This is a genomic window from Janthinobacterium sp. NKUCC06_STL (assembly GCF_019345455.1).
GTDB classification, from domain to species: Bacteria; Pseudomonadota; Gammaproteobacteria; order Burkholderiales; family Burkholderiaceae_D; genus Janthinobacterium; species Janthinobacterium rivuli.
On record NZ_JAHKQY010000002.1, the window covers coordinates 525,006 to 540,920 of the forward strand.

A 15,915-nucleotide genomic window follows, 5' to 3' on the forward strand; every position below is an offset into this window, starting at 1 on the left:
ATGTCCGATAGCGCAGCAACATCCGATACACCGATCCGATTGACCGAATTTTCCCATGGCGGCGGCTGCGGCTGCAAAATTGCGCCGGGCGTGCTGGCCGATATTTTAAAGGGCAGCGGCGGCTTTCCCCTGCCGAAGGAATTACTGGTCGGAATAGAAACCTCGGACGACGCGGCCGTCTACCAGCTCAACGACGAGCAGGCGCTGATCGCCACGACGGACTTCTTCATGCCCATCGTTGATGATCCGTTCGACTTTGGCCGCATCGCCGCCACCAACGCCATTTCCGACGTGTACGCCATGGGCGGCACGCCCATCATGGCGCTGGCCCTGGTCGGCATGCCGATCAACAAGCTGCCCGTGGAAACCATCGGCCTCATATTAAAAGGCGGCGAAACCATCTGCGCCCAGGCCGGCATCCCCATCGCGGGCGGCCACACCATCGATTCCGTCGAGCCGATCTATGGCCTCGTCGTGCTGGGCCTCGTGCACCCGTCGCAAGTGAAACGCAATGCGGGCGCGCGCGCCGGCGACAAGCTGGTATTGGGCAAGCCGATCGGCGTGGGCATCTTGTCGGCCGCGCTGAAGAAAAACGCGCTCGACGCGGATGGCTATGCCTCCTTGATAGCCAACACCACCAAATTGAATACCCCGGGCAAGAAACTGGCCCTGCTCGACGGCGTGCATGCGCTGACGGACGTGACGGGCTTCGGCTTGCTGGGCCACACCCTGGAACTGGCGCGCGGCGCCAAGTTGCAGGCGCGCATCGCCATGAATGATGTGCCGCTGCTGCCGCAAGTGCAGCAACTGGCGCACAACGGCAACATCACGGGCGCCTCCGGCCGGAACTGGCAAGGCTACGGCGCGCAAGTGGCGCTGGCCGACAGCCTGAGCGCCATCGACAAGGCGATTTTGACGGACCCGCAAACGGCCGGCCCCCTGCTGGTGGCCTGCGCGCCGGAAGCCGTCGAGCAAGTGCTGGCGATTTTCCGCGCCGAAGGTTTTGCCGACGCCGTCGTTATCGGCGAGATGCTGGAAGGCACGACCGGGGTTTCCGTATATTAATGAACAATTTTTTTAAAGGTAGTCCCATGACCACATTCTCAAAATTCCCCGCCATCCTGGCCACCGTTGCCGCCACCCTGGCCATCCACAGCGGCCTGGCGCAAGCGCAGCAAGTGTTGCGCGTGTCCGCCATTCCCGACGAAGCGCCGACGGAGTTGCAGCGCAAATTCAAGCCGCTGGGCAGCTACCTGGAGAAAAAGCTGGGCATGAAGGTGGAATTTACGCCTGTCACCGATTACGCGGCCTCCGTGGAAGGCTTGATCAACAACAAGCTCGACATGGTCTGGTTCGGCGGTTTTACTTTCGTGCAAGCGAACGTGCGCAGCGGCGGCAAGATCGTGCCGCTGGTGCAGCGCGAGGAAGACACGAAGTTCCGCTCGGTGTTCGTGACCACCAGCAAGGACATCAATCAATTGTCGGACCTGAAAGGCAAGAATTTCACGTTCGGTTCGGAATCGTCGACCTCCGGTCACTTGATGCCGCGTTACTACTTGCTGGCCGCCAAGATCAATCCGGACACGGACATGAAGCGTATCGCGTTCTCGGGCGCGCATGACGCCACCGTGGCGGCAGTGGCCGGCGGCAAGGTCGATGCGGGTACCTTGAACATTTCCGTATGGGAAAAGCTGGTCGAAGCGAAAAAAGTCGATCCAAGCAAGGTGCGCGTGTTCTACACGACACCGGGCTACTACGATTACAACTGGAGCGTGCGCGCCGACATGAACCCCGTCGTGCGCAAGAAGCTGACGGACGCCTTCCTGGCGCTCGATCCATCGACGGCCGAAGGCAAGGAAATCCTCGAACTGCAGCGCGCCACCAAGTTCATCCCGACCAAGGCCGAGAACTACAAGGATATCGAAGCGGCTGCGCGCGATGCGAAGTTGTTGAAGTAACTTTATTGCCGAACCTGTCGGATTACGTCCTGCGGACTAATCCGACCTACGCTGTCCGTTGTATGGCGTAGGTCGGATTAGCGGCGCAGCCGCGTAATCCGACACCGCCCCAAAAAAACCGAAACATCGCATGACATTCCAACTTCACAAGGTCTCCGTCCACCACGCGGGCGCCGCCGGCAATGCGCTGGCCCTGCGCGAGCTGAGCCTGGACGTGGCCCAAGGTGAACAGATCGCCCTGATCGGCCCCTCCGGCGCCGGCAAGACCAGCTTGCTGCACACCTTGGCCTGCGCGCTACGTCCGGAATCGGGCACATTGAACATCCTGGGCACTTCACCGTGGCAGATCGGCAGCGCCGAACGCCACCGCTTGCGCGCGCGCTTGTTCCTGGCACCGCAAACGCCGCCGCTGCCGCCGCGCCAGCGTGTCGTCAACGCCGTGCTGGCGGGCCGCTTGCCGCAATGGAGTTTATGGACGGCGATGCGCTCGCTGCTGGCGCCCGTCGACCCGCGCGCCGCGTGGGAAGCTTTAGGTAAATTCAACTTGCAGGACAAACTGTATGCAAGAGTCGACCGCCTGTCCGGCGGCGAACGCCAGCGCTGCGGCATGGCCCGCGCACTCGTGTCGGATGCGCAAGTGTTCCTCGTCGACGAACCCTTGTCCGCGCTCGACCCCACACTGGCCTTGCAGACGATCCATGTGCTGCAGGCGGAAGCGACGGCGCGCAACGCCACCCTGATCTGCAGCCTGCACCAGGTGGAAATCGGCCGCGCCTGCTTTACGCGCATCGTCGCCCTGCGCGATGGCAAGATCGTGTTCGATGCGCCCAGCAGCGAGGTCAGCGACGCCATGATCGCCGAGCTGTACCGCAACAAGGCCGATCCGGCACCGCAGTTCGAGGCTGTGGAAACGAACCTGGACGCCGCGAGGCCCCTTTGCTGAAGAGTGCCAACCACGCCATGCCGCGGGACCCTGCCTGGCGCGGCCGCCTGACCATCACGGCCGTGGCGCTGCTCGTGCTGTGGCCGATGCTGGTGCAGGCCGAGTTCAAGCCGTGGATTTTATGGGATGCGCAAAGCCTGGCGGCCACCTGGCAATTCATCGCCAGCTTCGTGCCGCCCGCCCACTCGCTGGAATTTTTGCAACTGGTGGCTGTGTCCAGCTGGGAAACCATCGCCATGGCCACGGCCGGCATGGCGCTGGCCATGCTGGGGGCCATTCCATTGACCCTGCTGGTGACGGAGCGCCTGTCGATCTCGCGCATCGGCTCAGGCCGAGTGTCGCCGCTGGCCGCCAGCGTGCGCCATTGCGTGCGTGCGCTGCTGGTGCTGCTGCGCAGCGTGCCGGAACTGGTCTGGGCTTTATTATTAGTGCGCATCGTCGGCCTGGGGCCGACGGCCGGCGTGATCGCCATTGCCCTCACCTATTGCGGCATGCTGGGCAAGGTCTACGCGGAAATCCTCGAATCGTCGGATGCGGCCGCCTGCAACGCCCTGCTCCACAATGGCAGCGGCCGCCTGAAAGCCTTGCTGTACGGCGCCTTGCCCGAATCGGCCGCCGAACTGGTGTCATACACGATTTACCGCTGGGAATGCGCGATCCGCGGCTCCGTCGTCATGGGCTTTGTCGGCGCGGGCGGCCTGGGCCAGCGCATGGATGAATCGATGAAAATGATGGCGGGCAGCGAACTGGCCACCATGCTGATGGTGTTCGTGCTACTGGTGGCGGGCGCCGATGCCGTGTCCGCCATGCTGCGCCGGAGGCTGGCATGAAGCATCCGAATTTCGCCGCGATGCCCGCGCCTGCACCCGTGCGCTGGTCGACCTGGGTCTTGCTGGCCGGTTTGCTGCTGCTGGTCATCGCCAGCTTCGCCACCCTGCCCCTGAAATGGGGCGAATTCTTCAGCGCCGACGCCGTGCGCACGAGCGCCGACTTCCTGCACGGCTTCGCCCCGCCCGAGCTGGCCAGCCCCTTCCTGATGAAAGTCGGCATCGCCACGTTTGAAACCCTGGCCATGTCGGCCATCGGCACGGTCATCGCCGCTCTCCTGGGTGCGCTGCTGGCCCTGCCCGCCAGCGGCCGCTTTGGTTCCTTGGCGCGCAACGCCACGCGCGCGGTGCTCAACGTGCTGCGTTCGGTCCCGGAACTGGTGTGGGCTTCGATTTTGCTGATCGCCGCCGGCCTGGGCCCGTTCGCGGGCACCCTGGCGCTGGCCCTGCACACGGTAGGCGTGCTGGGCCGTCTGTTTGCCGATGCCTTCGAAAACTGCCCACCCTTGCCGGCCGCCACCTTGCGCATCAACGGCGCGCGGCCCGCCGTGGCATTTCTGTACGCGACCTTGCCGCAATGCAGTCCGCAGATGATGTCCTACACTTTGTACCGCTGGGAAAACAATATCCGCGCCGCCGCCATCCTCGGCGTCGTCGGTGCGGGCGGCCTGGGGCAGATGCTGAAATACCATCTGTCGCTGTTCCAGATGCAGAACGCCGCTACAGTCATCGTCGCCATGCTGCTGATGGTGGCCACCGTCGACGGCCTCAGCTACCTGCTGCGCCGCGCCATGACCCGTTAACTTTCACTTTTCACAAGGACAACCCATGTCAGGCTGGTGGACCATTATCTCGACAGAAACGCCGGAGCAAATGGCCGATATGACGAAAGTCAACAAGGAAGCTTTTCTCGCCACGTGGGAAGCGGGCCTGTTCGGTGCGGACTGGATCGCGCAACTATGCCAGCAAGGCAAGGCGACCCAGCTGGCCTTCAACGGCTTTCCCAACCGCTACACGGCGCTGGCGAACGTCGTCGTGCCTCTGCTGCAGGCGGGCATCGCCGAAGCGCAGGATGGCGAATTTCCGCAAGGCCAGCTGACGGGCTGGCCCGGCTGCATTACCGTGCACCAGAACCGCATTGCCGCATGTGAACCCGGTCAACTGCTGACCATCGAAGTGTGGGACCAGTCCTGAGTTGCACTCGATAAATACGATCAGGGAGCCGGCACGGCAGCGATGCTGTTAATATTGCCAATGACAGCTATGACTGAGCTTGTCGCCTGAGGAATCCTGAAGATTTGAACAATATTCTCATCCGTCCCACCACCGCCAGCGACTGGCCCGCCCTGAAAGCTGCGCGCCTGGCCGCCCTGCTCGACGCCCCCACGGCCTTTGGCGCCAGCCACGCCAGCGCGGCCGGTTTTTCCGATGCCGACTGGCAGCAGCGCGCCGTCAGCACGCCGCAGCGCACGTTTTTCCTCGCCTTTGATGGAGACAAACCCATTGGCCTCGCCGCGCAAGTGGTGGCCGGCAATGGCGAGTGCCATCTGATCGCCATGTGGGTGCATCGCGAATATCGGGGCCTGGCCGTGGCGCAGGGCCTGGTCGACGCCGTGAAACAATGCGCCGTGAACAATGGCCATCCTCGCCTGGTGCTCGACGTGGCGCCGGAAAATGCGCGCGCGGCCGCGTTTTATCAGAAACAGGGCTTTGTCTTTTTGCCGGAATGGGAAGCGCTGGAAAGCCATCCGCATATCCAGGTGCAGAAAATGGAATGGCGGGAGCCTGCCTAGACATTAACAATGGAAAGACGAAACGCGATGCGACGATATATTGCAACACTCCTGCTATTCATAACCGCCCTTGCCGGCAAGGCAAACGCTGACAATATTCCACAGATCGTTCTTGAATATGCGCATGCGTTTGCGCAATCAGAGGCGGCGAACAAGCAAGCATCCACGCCGCCAGCCGAATATGCGCAGTGGTTCTTTCAAGGCTTGACTCATCCATACGGTGGAATTCTCACGCAATCAGACGTCATGCGTGATGCCTACACGAATGGTCAACGCTATTGGCGCGACCATCCATCCGAACACGCCAATATCATGGCAGGCTATGGCTACCGTATCATCGAACGCGATGGCGTCTGGTCGCGAGGCTTTGAAAAGAGCATGTTCCAGCCGGCCCAGCTTGACCCTGGTGACGCTGGCCCATGGTGGCTAAATTCCTTCGGCAGTGTTGCATGGCGGGACGTTGGCCTGGTGGCGCCCAATTCAGCCTATGAGCAGCCGCTTGTGCATATTGTCGCTTATCTCAGTCCCAAAGGTCATTATGGCCATCTGGGCGCCTATGAGCACGAGGCATTGGTCATTTCGGGCACCGCCATCAAAGCTGCGGATCATTGATGGCGAATCCGGAAAACGGCAATTTCAGGCACTCCATTCATCCCGATTGACATCCTGTCTTAAAAACCACCTGGCGCCTGTGTTTTTTTCTACACTCTGCCAAGCTGGGATTACGATTACTTGGGAGTCAAATGAACAGGATGAATATGCGTGCAATAGCTGGTCTTCTGCTGTGTTTATGCGCCGCCGCGGTCCAGGCCCGGGAGAACACGCCGCAAGCCACGGAGCCAGCCGGCCAGGAGGCGGCGGCCTCCGTCAATGTCAAAGGCATCCGGGATCCTGACTGGAAACCCTACAGTGCCATGCTCAAGGGCGTCAAACGCTTCGAGGAAAAACATGGTCTGGCGCCTGGCGCACAGCTGCGCTTCATTCTGGAGCCGCGCCGCGCCGAGGTCGACATGCACGCCATCGCCCTGCGGCTGGAAAGCGACGAGGCAGGGATGGCGATCCCGCTGGGAGAGCGCAATATCTTCAGCTTGCCCGTCGAGCCGGGTCCGCTGTATGAGAAAGCCGAGCTGAGCGTGAACCGCAAGGCTGGCTCGGTCCGGTGGATACCCTACGTCAGGAGCGCGGCCACCAGCGACACCATCCGCCGCCTGGGCGACCTGCGGCTGGCGTGCGAAGTCCATTGGGCCATCGACAAGGACACCTTGCCTTTCGCCATGCGCACGGCGATGGGCGCGCTGGGCGGCCCCTGCAATTTCGTGTCGCAAAAGGGCACCTACAGCTTTACCGAACCACGGCACATCACGGCCGCGACGATCAGCGACAACGGCAAAAGCGCGCCCGTGCCCTTCAGCGGCGCGTCGTTTACGCCGCCGCTGCGCGAGCAGGACTGGAGCGACGACAGCGTTGTCGAGCTGACGTTCGACGCCACCCAAACTGCGCGGTGACTATTTCACCCGCTGCTTTTCCAGCTTGCGCGCCAGGGTGCGCCGGTGCATACCCAACCGGCGGGCCGTTTCCGAAATATTAAAATCCGTCTCGGCCAGCATTTCGTGGATGCGTTCCCATTCCAGGGTCTTGATGTTGGTGGCGCGGTTCGTCAGTTCGATGTCGGCGTTGCCGGCCACATGGCCGAAGGCCGCTTCGATGTCGTCCGTGTTCGACGGTTTCGCCAGGTACTGGCAGGCGCCCAGCTTGATGGCTTCGACGGCCGTGCCGATGCTGGCGTAGCCGGTCAGCACGACGATCAGCATGTCCGGGTCGTGCTGGTGCAGCATCTGCACGCAAGCCAGGCCCGAGGTATTCCCATTGAGTTTTAAATCGACGACGGCGTAGTCGGGGCAATGCTGCTCCAGCAAGGCGCTCGCCTCGTCGAAATTGGTGGCCAGGATGACCTGGTAGCCGCGCCGCTCGAACGAGCGGCCCAGGGTGCGGGCAAACGCGGCGTCGTCTTCGATGATCAGTAACAGACGGTCATCCTGCATGGTGGTCGCTTTCTCTTTCCAGTTTGATGGCCGCCAGCGGCAAGGCCAGGTGCACCACCGCCCCGCCCTGCACCCGGTTGCGCGCCGTCACCGTGCCGCCCAGGGTACGCGCGACATTGACCACCAGGAACAAACCAAGACCGCCGCCGGGCTTGCCCTTGCTGCTTTGGTACGGTTTGCCCAGGTGCGTCAGCATCGACGGCTCGAAGCCCGGACCCGCGTCGGTAATGACCAGGTGCAAGGCGTCCGCTTCGCGCGTCGCTTCGAAACGCAACCACTCGGGTGATGCTTCCAGCGCATTGTCGAGCACATTGCAGATGGTTTGCTTCAGGGTTGAATCGAAGACGACGGGCACGTCGTGCTCGATGCGGTTATCGTACTCGAAACCCTGGATCGGGCGGCTGGTGCGCCACTCGTCGACCAGGTCGTTGAGGAAGGTATTGATCGTCGTTTTCACGGAAGATTCCCCGCGCGCCTCGCCCGCCGACAGCAGAATGCCGCTGACGATGCTCTTGCAGCGCTGCAACTGCGCCTGCATTTCCGTGATTTCTTCCAGCAACTCGCTATTCTTGCTCAGTTCCGGCATGCGGCGCCAGTCGCCGAGGATGACGGAGAGTGTTGCCAGCGGCGTGCCCAGCTCGTGCGCGGCGCCCGAGGCCAGTAAACCCATACGGATGATGTGCTCTTCCTCCGCCGCGCGCTGGCGCAAGTCCGCCACCTTGGCGTCGCCGGCGCGCTGGTTGCGGTTGATGCGCGTGATGAACACCACCAGCAAGGCGGCGTTGAGGATGAAACAGATCAGCAAGCCCTGCACGTAGAGGCTGGAAAAGCCCCGCTCCGGGTCGATCGGCAGGATCAAGGGGCCGGGCAGCAAGGCCAGGCCGGCCAGGCACAGGCTCGTGATGGCCACCATGATCCAGGTCGACCACACTTCCAGCAGCACGGCGCTGAGGATGACTTGCAATAAGTACAGGAAGGCAAACGGGTTGCTGATGCCGCCGCTCAGGTAGAGCTGGGCCGTCAGCACGGTGACGTCGACCAGCAGAGCGAGGAACAGGGCCGTGTTGGAAACGGGCTGGCGTTCATGCCAGCGCAGCAGGCTGGCAAGATTAAAAGCGATGAGGCAGGACAGCACTTCGAGCATGTAGGGCACGGGCAAGGCGATGCCCAGTCCCACGCCCACGCCGAAGATCGTGCTGATCTGGCCGATCACGGCCAGCCAGCGCAGCTGGATCAGCAACTTCATGTTCTGGTGGCCGGCCGGATGTTCCATCTCGGCCGCCACCGCACCGCGCTCTAAGACTTCGCGGTTGGGCAGGATCTCAATCCTGCCCGGCATGGTCACTCTCTTGAAGACCGGCACTACGGCGCGCGCGGCGGCGCTTGTCCTCGCGCACGAGCCACCACGTGATGCCGGCCACCATCAGGGCCAGCGCGAACCACGTCAAGGCGTACACGAGGTGGTTGTTGTGGAAGGAAATCACGGTCAGGCCGCCGACGGGGGCGTCGCTGGCCGTTTCCGATTTGGCCTTCGCATCGACAAAATACGGCGCCACGTTGCTCAGCATGTGCGAGGTGCCGATGGCGGCCACGTCGCGCGAATACCAGTGCTGCGTGGCAGGACTGTTTTCGCGCAAGAAACCGCCGCCCGTCTCGCTGACGCGTAGCAAGCCGTCGACGTGCACGATGCCGGCCGGCGTGCTGGCGGCGATGCTTTCCCGTTTCGGCACGAAGCCGCGGTTGACCAGTACGGTGCTGCCATCGGCCAGACGCAAGGGCGTCATCAGCCAGTAACCGCTGCCCAGTGCCGTCGTTGCTTGCACCAGGGTATTGAAAATGGGGAGATAGGTACCGGAGAGTCGCACATGGCGGTATTCATCCGTTTGCTGCGTGATGCTGGCCCAGGCTGCGGGTCCAGGTGCGTCCGTTGCGGGCGCATGTACGCGTTGTTCGACGCGCTCGATCAGGTCAAGCTTCCAGAACAGGCGCTTGACTTGCCAGGTGCCCAGGGCACAGAAACCGGCAAACAAGATCCCCGCCAGCAAGGCCAATGCAATTTTTGAATACTGCACGACCATGCCGCGTGGGCCTGGCGCGGCATCTTGCGATGCGGCGCCAGGGGCGCGCCCGGTGTTGCTTGGGCGCGTATTACTCATCATGGAGCCGTTTTCGTATGCATGTACTCAGGCATCAGATCCGGCATCATGTTGTGGTTCATGTGGTACATGACCCACAGCGAACCGGCCATGGCGATGCCCACGATCATGATCGTGAAGATCAGCGCCATCATGTTCCAGCCGCCTTCGGACTTGGTGTTCATGTGCAGGAAGTACACCATGTGCACCACTACTTGAACAGCCGCGAACGCCAGCAGGACCAGGCCCATGGTGCCCGAGTTGGTGATGGCTTTCGTCATCACCAGCCAGAACGGAATGGCCGTCAGGATCACCGACAGGATGAAACCGATCGTGTAGCTTTTCAGGCTGCCATGATCGTGGTTGTCATGGTGGTGGCTATCGCCGTGTGTGTGGTGGTCGCTCATGGCAGCACTCCCATCAGGTAGACAAAGGTGAAGACGCCAATCCAGATGACGTCCAGGAAGTGCCAGAACAGCGACAGGCACATCATGCGACGGCCGTTTTCCGGGGTCAGGCCATGCTTGTTCAACTGGAACATCAGGGTCACGAGCCAGATCACGCCGAACGTCACGTGCAAGCCGTGGGTACCGACCAGGGCGAAGAACGACGACAGGAACGCGCTGCGCTGCGGACCGGCGCCTTCGTGGATCAGATGAATGAATTCATACATTTCCAGCGACAGGAAGGCCAGGCCGAACAGGCCCGTGATGCCCAGCCAGACCAGGGTGCTGCGCAATTGCTTGCGCTGCATGGCCAGCATGGCGAAACCGTAGGTGATCGACGACAGCAGCAGCATGGCCGTGTTGACGGCCACCAGCGGCAGGTCGAACAGCGCGGCGCCCGTCGGGCCGTCCGCATAGCTGCGGCCGACCACGGCGTACGTGGCGAACAGACAGGCGAAGATCAGGCAATCGCTCATCAGGTAGAGCCAGAAACCCAGCAGGCTGCCGTTTTCCGGGTGGTGCTCGCGCACAAAGTAGCTGCGCGTGCTTGGTGCGGCGCCAGCGGCGCCGGTGTTATGGGCGATGGTATCAGACATGGCTGCTCAGCAATTTAGTATAAGCGTCTTCGGTACGGACCACTTCTTCCGCAGGAATGTAGTAATCGCGCTTGTAGTTAAAGGTATGGACGATGATGGTGACCATCATGATCACGAAGCCGATGCTGGCGACGAGCCACATTTGCCAGATCAGGCCAAAACCGACCAGTGCGCTCAGTGCGGCGATCACGAAACCAGCCCAGGTGTTCTTCGGCATGTGGATCTTCGTGAAACCGGACGTCGGACGCTGGTAACCGTGTTTCTTCATGTCAGTCCATGCATCGAGTTCGTGCACTTGTGGCGTGAAGGCGAAATTATAGTCTGGCGGTGGCGACGACGTCGACCATTCCAGCGTACGGCCACCCCATGGGTCACCGGTCACGTCGCGCAGAGCGTGACGGTTGCGGTAGCTGACGAAGAACTGGATCAGCATGGAAGCGATGCCCAGTGCGATCGAGACGGCGCCAAACCAGGCGATGATGGTCCAGATTTGCAGCGATGGATCTTCGAAGTGGTTGACACGACGGGTCACGCCCATCAGGCCCAGCACGTACAGCGGCATGAAGGCCAGGTAGAAGCCGACGAACCAGAACCAGAACGAGCACTTGCCCCAGAACACGTCAAGCTTGTAACCGAAGGCTTTCGGGTACCAGTAGTTGATCGCAGCAAATACACCGAAGACCACGCCGCCGATAATCACGTTATGGAAGTGGGCGATCAGGAACAGGCTGTTGTGCAGCACGAAGTCCGCTGGTGGTACGGCCAGCAATACGCCGGTCATGCCGCCGATGGTGAAGGTGACCATGAAGCCGATCGTCCACAGCATAGGCAGTTCAAAGCGGATACGGCCGCGGTACATGGTAAACAACCAGTTGAAGATCTTCGCGCCCGTCGGGATCGAAATGATCATCGTCGTGATGCCGAAGAAGGAGTTGACGCTGGCGCCCGAACCCATGGTGAAGAAGTGATGCAGCCATACCAGGTACGACAGGATCATGATGACGCAGGTGGCGTACACCATCGAGGCGTAGCCGAACAGGCGCTTGCTGCTGAAGGTTGCGACGACTTCCGAGAACACGCCGAACAGTGGCAGGATCAGGATGTAGACCTCTGGGTGGCCCCAGATCCAGATCAGGTTGACGTACATCATGGCGTTGCCGCCCAGTTCCGTCGTGAAGAAGTTAAAGCCTGCAACGCGGTCCAGCGACAGCATGGCCAGCACAGCCGTCAGTACCGGGAAAGCGGCGACGATCAGGATGTTGGTGCACAGTGCGGTCCAGGTGAAGACGGGCATTTTCATCCAGGTCATGCCTGGCGCGCGCATCTTGACGATGGTGGCGATCAGGTTGACACCGGACAATAGCGTCCCGACCCCGGCAATCTGCAAGGACCAGATGTAATAGTCTACCCCCACGTCCGGACTGCCGACGATGCCCGACAGCGGTGGATACGCCAGCCAGCCCGTGCGGGCGAATTCGCCGACGAACAGGGAAGCCATGACCAGGGCGGCGCCCATGGTGGTCATCCAGAAGCTGAAGTTGTTCAGGAATGGGAAAGCCACGTCGCGCGCGCCGATTTGCAGCGGCACCACGTAGTTCATCAGACCCGTCACGAAAGGCATCGCGACGAAGAAGATCATGATCACGCCGTGGGCGGTGAAGATCTGGTCGTAGTGATGCGGTGGCAGGAAGCCGGCATTGTCGCCAAAGGCGATCGCCTGCTGGGTACGCATCATGAGCGCGTCGGCAAAGCCGCGCAGCAGCATGACCAGGCCCAGGATCATGTACATGATACCGATTTTTTTATGGTCGATACTGGTGATCCAGTCGCGCCACAGGGTACCCCAGACGCGGAAATACGTCAGTGCCGCAACGAGTGCGATACCGCCCAGGGCAACCATCGCAAAGGTCGCCAGCAGGATAGGTTCGTGAAATGGAATTGCATCCCAAGTCAGACGGCCGAATATAAGCTTCGTCAGATCAATATGGTCTAGCATTGTTACTCTCAGAGAAAAAAGGGAGGCGCCAGGCAAGCGGCGCCAGTATCTGCAGCGCAATGCGCTGCGGGATTCATGCAGTCGTTACTTGGCTTGAACGCCCTTTTCAACTACTGCATCGCTAGCGACTACTGCCGTTACGGCCGCTACCGGGCTATTTGCCATCGTCAATTTGTATGGCTCGACCGGCGTCACGCACAGGGCGTCGGAAACGATGGTGCGATTCAGAATTGCCTTGTACAGATCGCTAGGCACGGCGCTGTAACGGCGCACCGGATCGCGTTCGCTAGGCTGGGCCAGCGACAGGTAGTCGTCGCGGTTCAGCGCGCCGCCACCGGCACGTGCCGATGCCACCCATTTGTCGAAGTCCGCATCATTCACGCCATGGAACTTGAAGCGCATGCCCGAGAAACCGGCACCGCTGTAGTTGGCGGAGAAGCCTTTATAGACACCAGGCTTGTTGATGACGGCATTCAACTGCGTTTCCATGCCCGGCATGGCGTAGATCTGACCTGCCAGTGCGGGGATGAAGAACGAGTTCATGACGGACGAGGCGGTGATCTTGAAGCGGATCGGACGATCGACGGGCGCGTACAGTTCATTCACGGACGCGATGCCTTGCTCCGGGTAGATGAACAGCCATTTCCAGTCCAGGGCCACGACTTCGACGATCATCGGCTTGTGGCTGGCAGGAATGGGGCGGTTGGCGTCGATACGGCTCAATGGGCGGTATGGATCGAGGGTGTGGGTGCTGATCCAGGTCAGCAGGCCCAGCACGATAATGATCAGCAGGGGCGCGCCCCAGATGATCAGCTCGAGGCGAGTCGAGTGGTCCCAGTCCGGCTCGTATTTGGCCGCGGTGTTGTTTTTTCTATAGCGCCATGCGAAAAGCAGGGTCAGGGCGATTACCGGAACGATAATCAACAGCATCAGCAATGTCGAGATGACAATCAGATTGCCTTGCTGAACTGCGATGTCACCAGACGCGTTCAGTACCACCGTATTGCAACCAGCCAACAATGCGAGAGGTAAAAGAAGCAGTCCGCGACGAACTTTTAATGAAAACATACAGGAAAGTCCAGTACAGGGGATGAAGATATGGTACTGTATTCTCACTGGAGCGCGTTGGCAATTGGACGTTTTGTCCTACCCCTTGCTCGGATTTTCACTCGGTAGTTGCGGAGTTTTCCTACAGCTATCTATTGAATAGTCCTACTCCGGGCGTGAGACACCCGGGGTATGTTACGCGTTGGCCGAACTCGAAACTATATTGGAGACGATCATCATGTCCAGCACGCGCATACACAGCGGGGATGTACCCGCCGACTTTTCCCCCCACTCCCTGCGCGACGCACGCGGGGCCGGCACGGTCGAATCGCATATCGACCCCGGTGAGATCGCCGTCGGCGTGATCATCGGCCGCGCTTCCGAATACTTTGACTTCTTTGTCTACGCCATCGCCTCGGTGCTGGTGTTTCCACGCGTCTTCTTCCCGTTTGAAGAACGCCTGGAAGGTACTTTATATGCATTCCTGATCTTTTCGTTCGCCTTCATCGCCCGTCCGTTCGGCACCGTGATCTTCATGGAGATCCAGCGCCGCATGGGCCGCAGCGCCAAGCTGACGATCGCCCTCTTCCTGCTGGGCGTGTCGACGGCCGGCATCGCCTTCCTGCCGACGTATTCGCACCTGGGCTTTGCTGCCATCATCTGGCTGTCCGTGCTGCGCATCGGCCAGGGCGTGGCCCTGGGCGGCTCGTGGGATGGCTTGCCATCGCTGCTGGCCCTGAACGCGCCGGAAAACAAGCGCGGCTGGTACGCCATGCTGGGCCAGCTGGGCGCGCCCGCCGGCTTCCTGATCGCCGCCGGCCTGTTCTGGTTTATGCTGACCACCCTGACGGATGAGGACTTCCTCGACTGGGGCTGGCGCTATCCTTTCTATGTCGCCTTCGCCATCAACGTGGTCGCCCTGTTTGCCCGCCTGCGCCTGGTGTCGACGAATGAATATGCGCGCCTGCTCGACGAACGCGAACTGCAGCCCGTGAGCGTGTTTGAAATGAGCCGCGGCCAGGGCCGCAACGTGCTGATCGGCGCCCTCGCCGCGCTGGCCAGCTACGCCCTGTTCCACCTCGTCACCGTGTTCCCGCTGTCGTGGATTTCCGTCTACCAGACCCGTTCGGCCTCGGACTTCCTGCAAATCCAGATGCTGGGCGCCGTGCTGGCCGCCATCGGCGTGGTGATTTCCGGCTTGCTGGCCGATAAAGTGGGCCGCCGCACCACCCTGGGCGTACTGGCCGTGCTGATCGCCATCTTCAGCGCCTTCGTGCCAACCCTGATGGGTGGCGGCAACTTTGGCCAGGACGTCTTCATCCTCGTCGGCTTCAGCCTGCTGGGCCTGTCGTATGGCCAGGCAGCCGGCGCCGTGACGGCCAACTTCCCTGCCCGCTTCCGCTACACGGGTGCGGCGTTGACGTCCGACCTGGCCTGGCTGGTCGGTGCCGGTTTCGCCCCGCTCGTGGCGCTGGGCCTGTCGGCCAACTTCGGCCTGGCCTACGTCAGTTTCTACCTGCTGTCAGGCGCCGTCGCCTCGCTGGCCGCCCTGAGCCTGAACCGGGCGCTGGAAATCCGCGACTGACATATAGAGGCAATCCGGGTGGCGGCGTGCCGTCACCCGGAACACCCCAGGAAACGCCGGCATCGTCCGGCGTTTTTTTATGCCTCAAACCGTCACTGTATCGCCAGCTGGCGGCCGCCCGTGCCTTCCTTCTTCGGCAAGTCCAGCAACAACACGCCATTTTCGTAGCGGGCCTGCGCGCCAGCCTCGTCCACCTCGTGCGGCAGCACGAAGCTGCGGTATTGCTGGCCGTACTCGCGCTCGCTGCGCACGGTCTTGCCGCCGCTATCGCGGGTCACCCTTTCATCCTTGAGTTCGGCACTGATGGAGACGCGGTTGCCGTCGATGGACACCTTGATATCGTCCTTGTTGACGCCTGGAATGTCCGCCTGCACCTGATAAGCTTGTTCAGTTTCGGAAATATCGACGCGCATGCGTGACGAACCGCCATCGCGCAGGCGCAGGGCGGGTGCGAAAAAGTCGTGCATGAATTCTTCCATGTCGCTGAACGGGTCGAAACGTGCCAGCGGGTTTTGCGGATCGCGACGGATCAAATGATTAGCCATGA

At 61.3% G+C, this 15,915-nt stretch carries 18 protein-coding genes; 10 read left to right on the forward strand and 8 right to left on the reverse strand.

Annotated elements, in window-relative coordinates:
• From selD to KO539_RS11365, 9 genes are all read left to right on the forward strand, one after another.
• Entirely contained in the window at window positions 1-1,065 is a 1,065-nt protein-coding gene (gene selD / locus KO539_RS11325) for a selenide, water dikinase SelD (protein WP_219309292.1), read from the forward strand.
• A gap of 26 nt (window positions 1,066-1,091) precedes the next feature.
• Window positions 1,092-1,958: a putative selenate ABC transporter substrate-binding protein gene (locus tag KO539_RS11330; protein ID WP_099377113.1), complete on the forward strand. Its 867-nt coding sequence runs from the start codon at window positions 1,092-1,094 to the stop codon at window positions 1,956-1,958.
• A gap of 130 nt (window positions 1,959-2,088) precedes the next feature.
• Window positions 2,089-2,901: a phosphonate ABC transporter ATP-binding protein gene (locus tag KO539_RS11335; RefSeq protein WP_219309294.1), complete on the forward strand. Its 813-nt coding sequence runs from the start codon at window positions 2,089-2,091 to the stop codon at window positions 2,899-2,901.
• Between the two features lie 17 nt (window positions 2,902-2,918).
• Window positions 2,919-3,731 carry an ABC transporter permease gene (locus KO539_RS11340; RefSeq protein ID WP_219309296.1) on the forward strand — a complete coding sequence of 271 codons (813 nt, stop codon included), beginning with the start codon at window positions 2,919-2,921 and terminating at the stop codon, window positions 3,729-3,731.
• Entirely contained in the window at window positions 3,728-4,531 is an 804-nt protein-coding gene (gene phnE / locus KO539_RS11345) for a phosphonate ABC transporter, permease protein PhnE (RefSeq protein WP_225241351.1), read from the forward strand. The genes KO539_RS11340 and phnE overlap by 4 nt, the downstream gene beginning before the upstream one ends.
• A gap of 25 nt (window positions 4,532-4,556) precedes the next feature.
• A complete protein-coding gene (locus KO539_RS11350) occupies window positions 4,557-4,922 on the forward strand; it encodes a hypothetical protein (protein ID WP_176389072.1) in 366 nt (121 codons plus the stop codon).
• A 104-nt stretch (window positions 4,923-5,026) separates the two neighbouring features.
• Entirely contained in the window at window positions 5,027-5,521 is a 495-nt protein-coding gene (locus KO539_RS11355; protein ID WP_219309298.1) for an N-acetyltransferase, read from the forward strand.
• 9 nt (window positions 5,522-5,530) lie between these two features.
• On the forward strand, window positions 5,531-6,133 hold the full coding sequence (locus tag KO539_RS11360) for a hypothetical protein (RefSeq protein ID WP_219309300.1): 603 nt from the start codon (window positions 5,531-5,533) through the stop codon (window positions 6,131-6,133).
• 146 nt (window positions 6,134-6,279) lie between these two features.
• Window positions 6,280-7,026: a hypothetical protein gene (locus KO539_RS11365; protein WP_219309302.1), complete on the forward strand. Its 747-nt coding sequence runs from the start codon at window positions 6,280-6,282 to the stop codon at window positions 7,024-7,026.
• Here the strand turns inward: KO539_RS11365 and KO539_RS11370 are convergent, their stop codons facing one another.
• From KO539_RS11370 to cyoA, 7 genes are all read right to left on the reverse strand, one after another.
• Window positions 7,027-7,563 carry a response regulator transcription factor gene (locus tag KO539_RS11370; RefSeq protein ID WP_099402007.1) on the reverse strand — a complete coding sequence of 179 codons (537 nt, stop codon included), beginning with the start codon at window positions 7,561-7,563 and terminating at the stop codon, window positions 7,027-7,029.
• Entirely contained in the window at window positions 7,553-8,902 is a 1,350-nt protein-coding gene (locus KO539_RS11375) for an ATP-binding protein (protein ID WP_034748064.1), read from the reverse strand. The genes KO539_RS11370 and KO539_RS11375 overlap by 11 nt, the downstream gene beginning before the upstream one ends.
• Window positions 8,886-9,722 (reverse strand): SURF1 family protein, encoded by an 837-nt coding sequence (locus KO539_RS11380; RefSeq protein WP_219309304.1) that lies wholly within the window; start codon window positions 9,720-9,722, stop codon window positions 8,886-8,888. The genes KO539_RS11375 and KO539_RS11380 overlap by 17 nt, the downstream gene beginning before the upstream one ends.
• Complete coding sequence (gene cyoD / locus KO539_RS11385) at window positions 9,719-10,105, reverse strand: cytochrome o ubiquinol oxidase subunit IV (protein WP_034748058.1); 387 nt, start codon at window positions 10,103-10,105, stop codon at window positions 9,719-9,721. The genes KO539_RS11380 and cyoD overlap by 4 nt, the downstream gene beginning before the upstream one ends.
• Complete coding sequence (cyoC, locus tag KO539_RS11390; RefSeq protein WP_034788486.1) at window positions 10,102-10,740, reverse strand: cytochrome o ubiquinol oxidase subunit III; 639 nt, start codon at window positions 10,738-10,740, stop codon at window positions 10,102-10,104. Before cyoC ends, cyoD begins: the two co-directional genes overlap by 4 nt.
• The gene (cyoB, locus tag KO539_RS11395) at window positions 10,733-12,736 is read right to left on the reverse strand and encodes a cytochrome o ubiquinol oxidase subunit I (protein ID WP_099402009.1); all 2,004 of its coding nucleotides are present in this window, start codon (window positions 12,734-12,736) and stop codon (window positions 10,733-10,735) included. The genes cyoC and cyoB overlap by 8 nt, the downstream gene beginning before the upstream one ends.
• A gap of 84 nt (window positions 12,737-12,820) precedes the next feature.
• Window positions 12,821-13,804 (reverse strand): ubiquinol oxidase subunit II, encoded by a 984-nt coding sequence (cyoA, locus tag KO539_RS11400; protein ID WP_071653323.1) that lies wholly within the window; start codon window positions 13,802-13,804, stop codon window positions 12,821-12,823.
• A gap of 217 nt (window positions 13,805-14,021) precedes the next feature.
• Between cyoA and KO539_RS11405 the strand changes: the two genes are divergently transcribed.
• Complete coding sequence (locus KO539_RS11405) at window positions 14,022-15,368, forward strand: MFS transporter (protein ID WP_099402010.1); 1,347 nt, start codon at window positions 14,022-14,024, stop codon at window positions 15,366-15,368.
• 92 nt (window positions 15,369-15,460) lie between these two features.
• Here KO539_RS11405 and KO539_RS11410 read toward each other — a convergent pair whose 3' ends face one another.
• Entirely contained in the window at window positions 15,461-15,913 is a 453-nt protein-coding gene (locus KO539_RS11410; RefSeq protein WP_219309306.1) for an Hsp20/alpha crystallin family protein, read from the reverse strand.
• Window positions 15,914-15,915 lie beyond the last annotated feature (2 nt).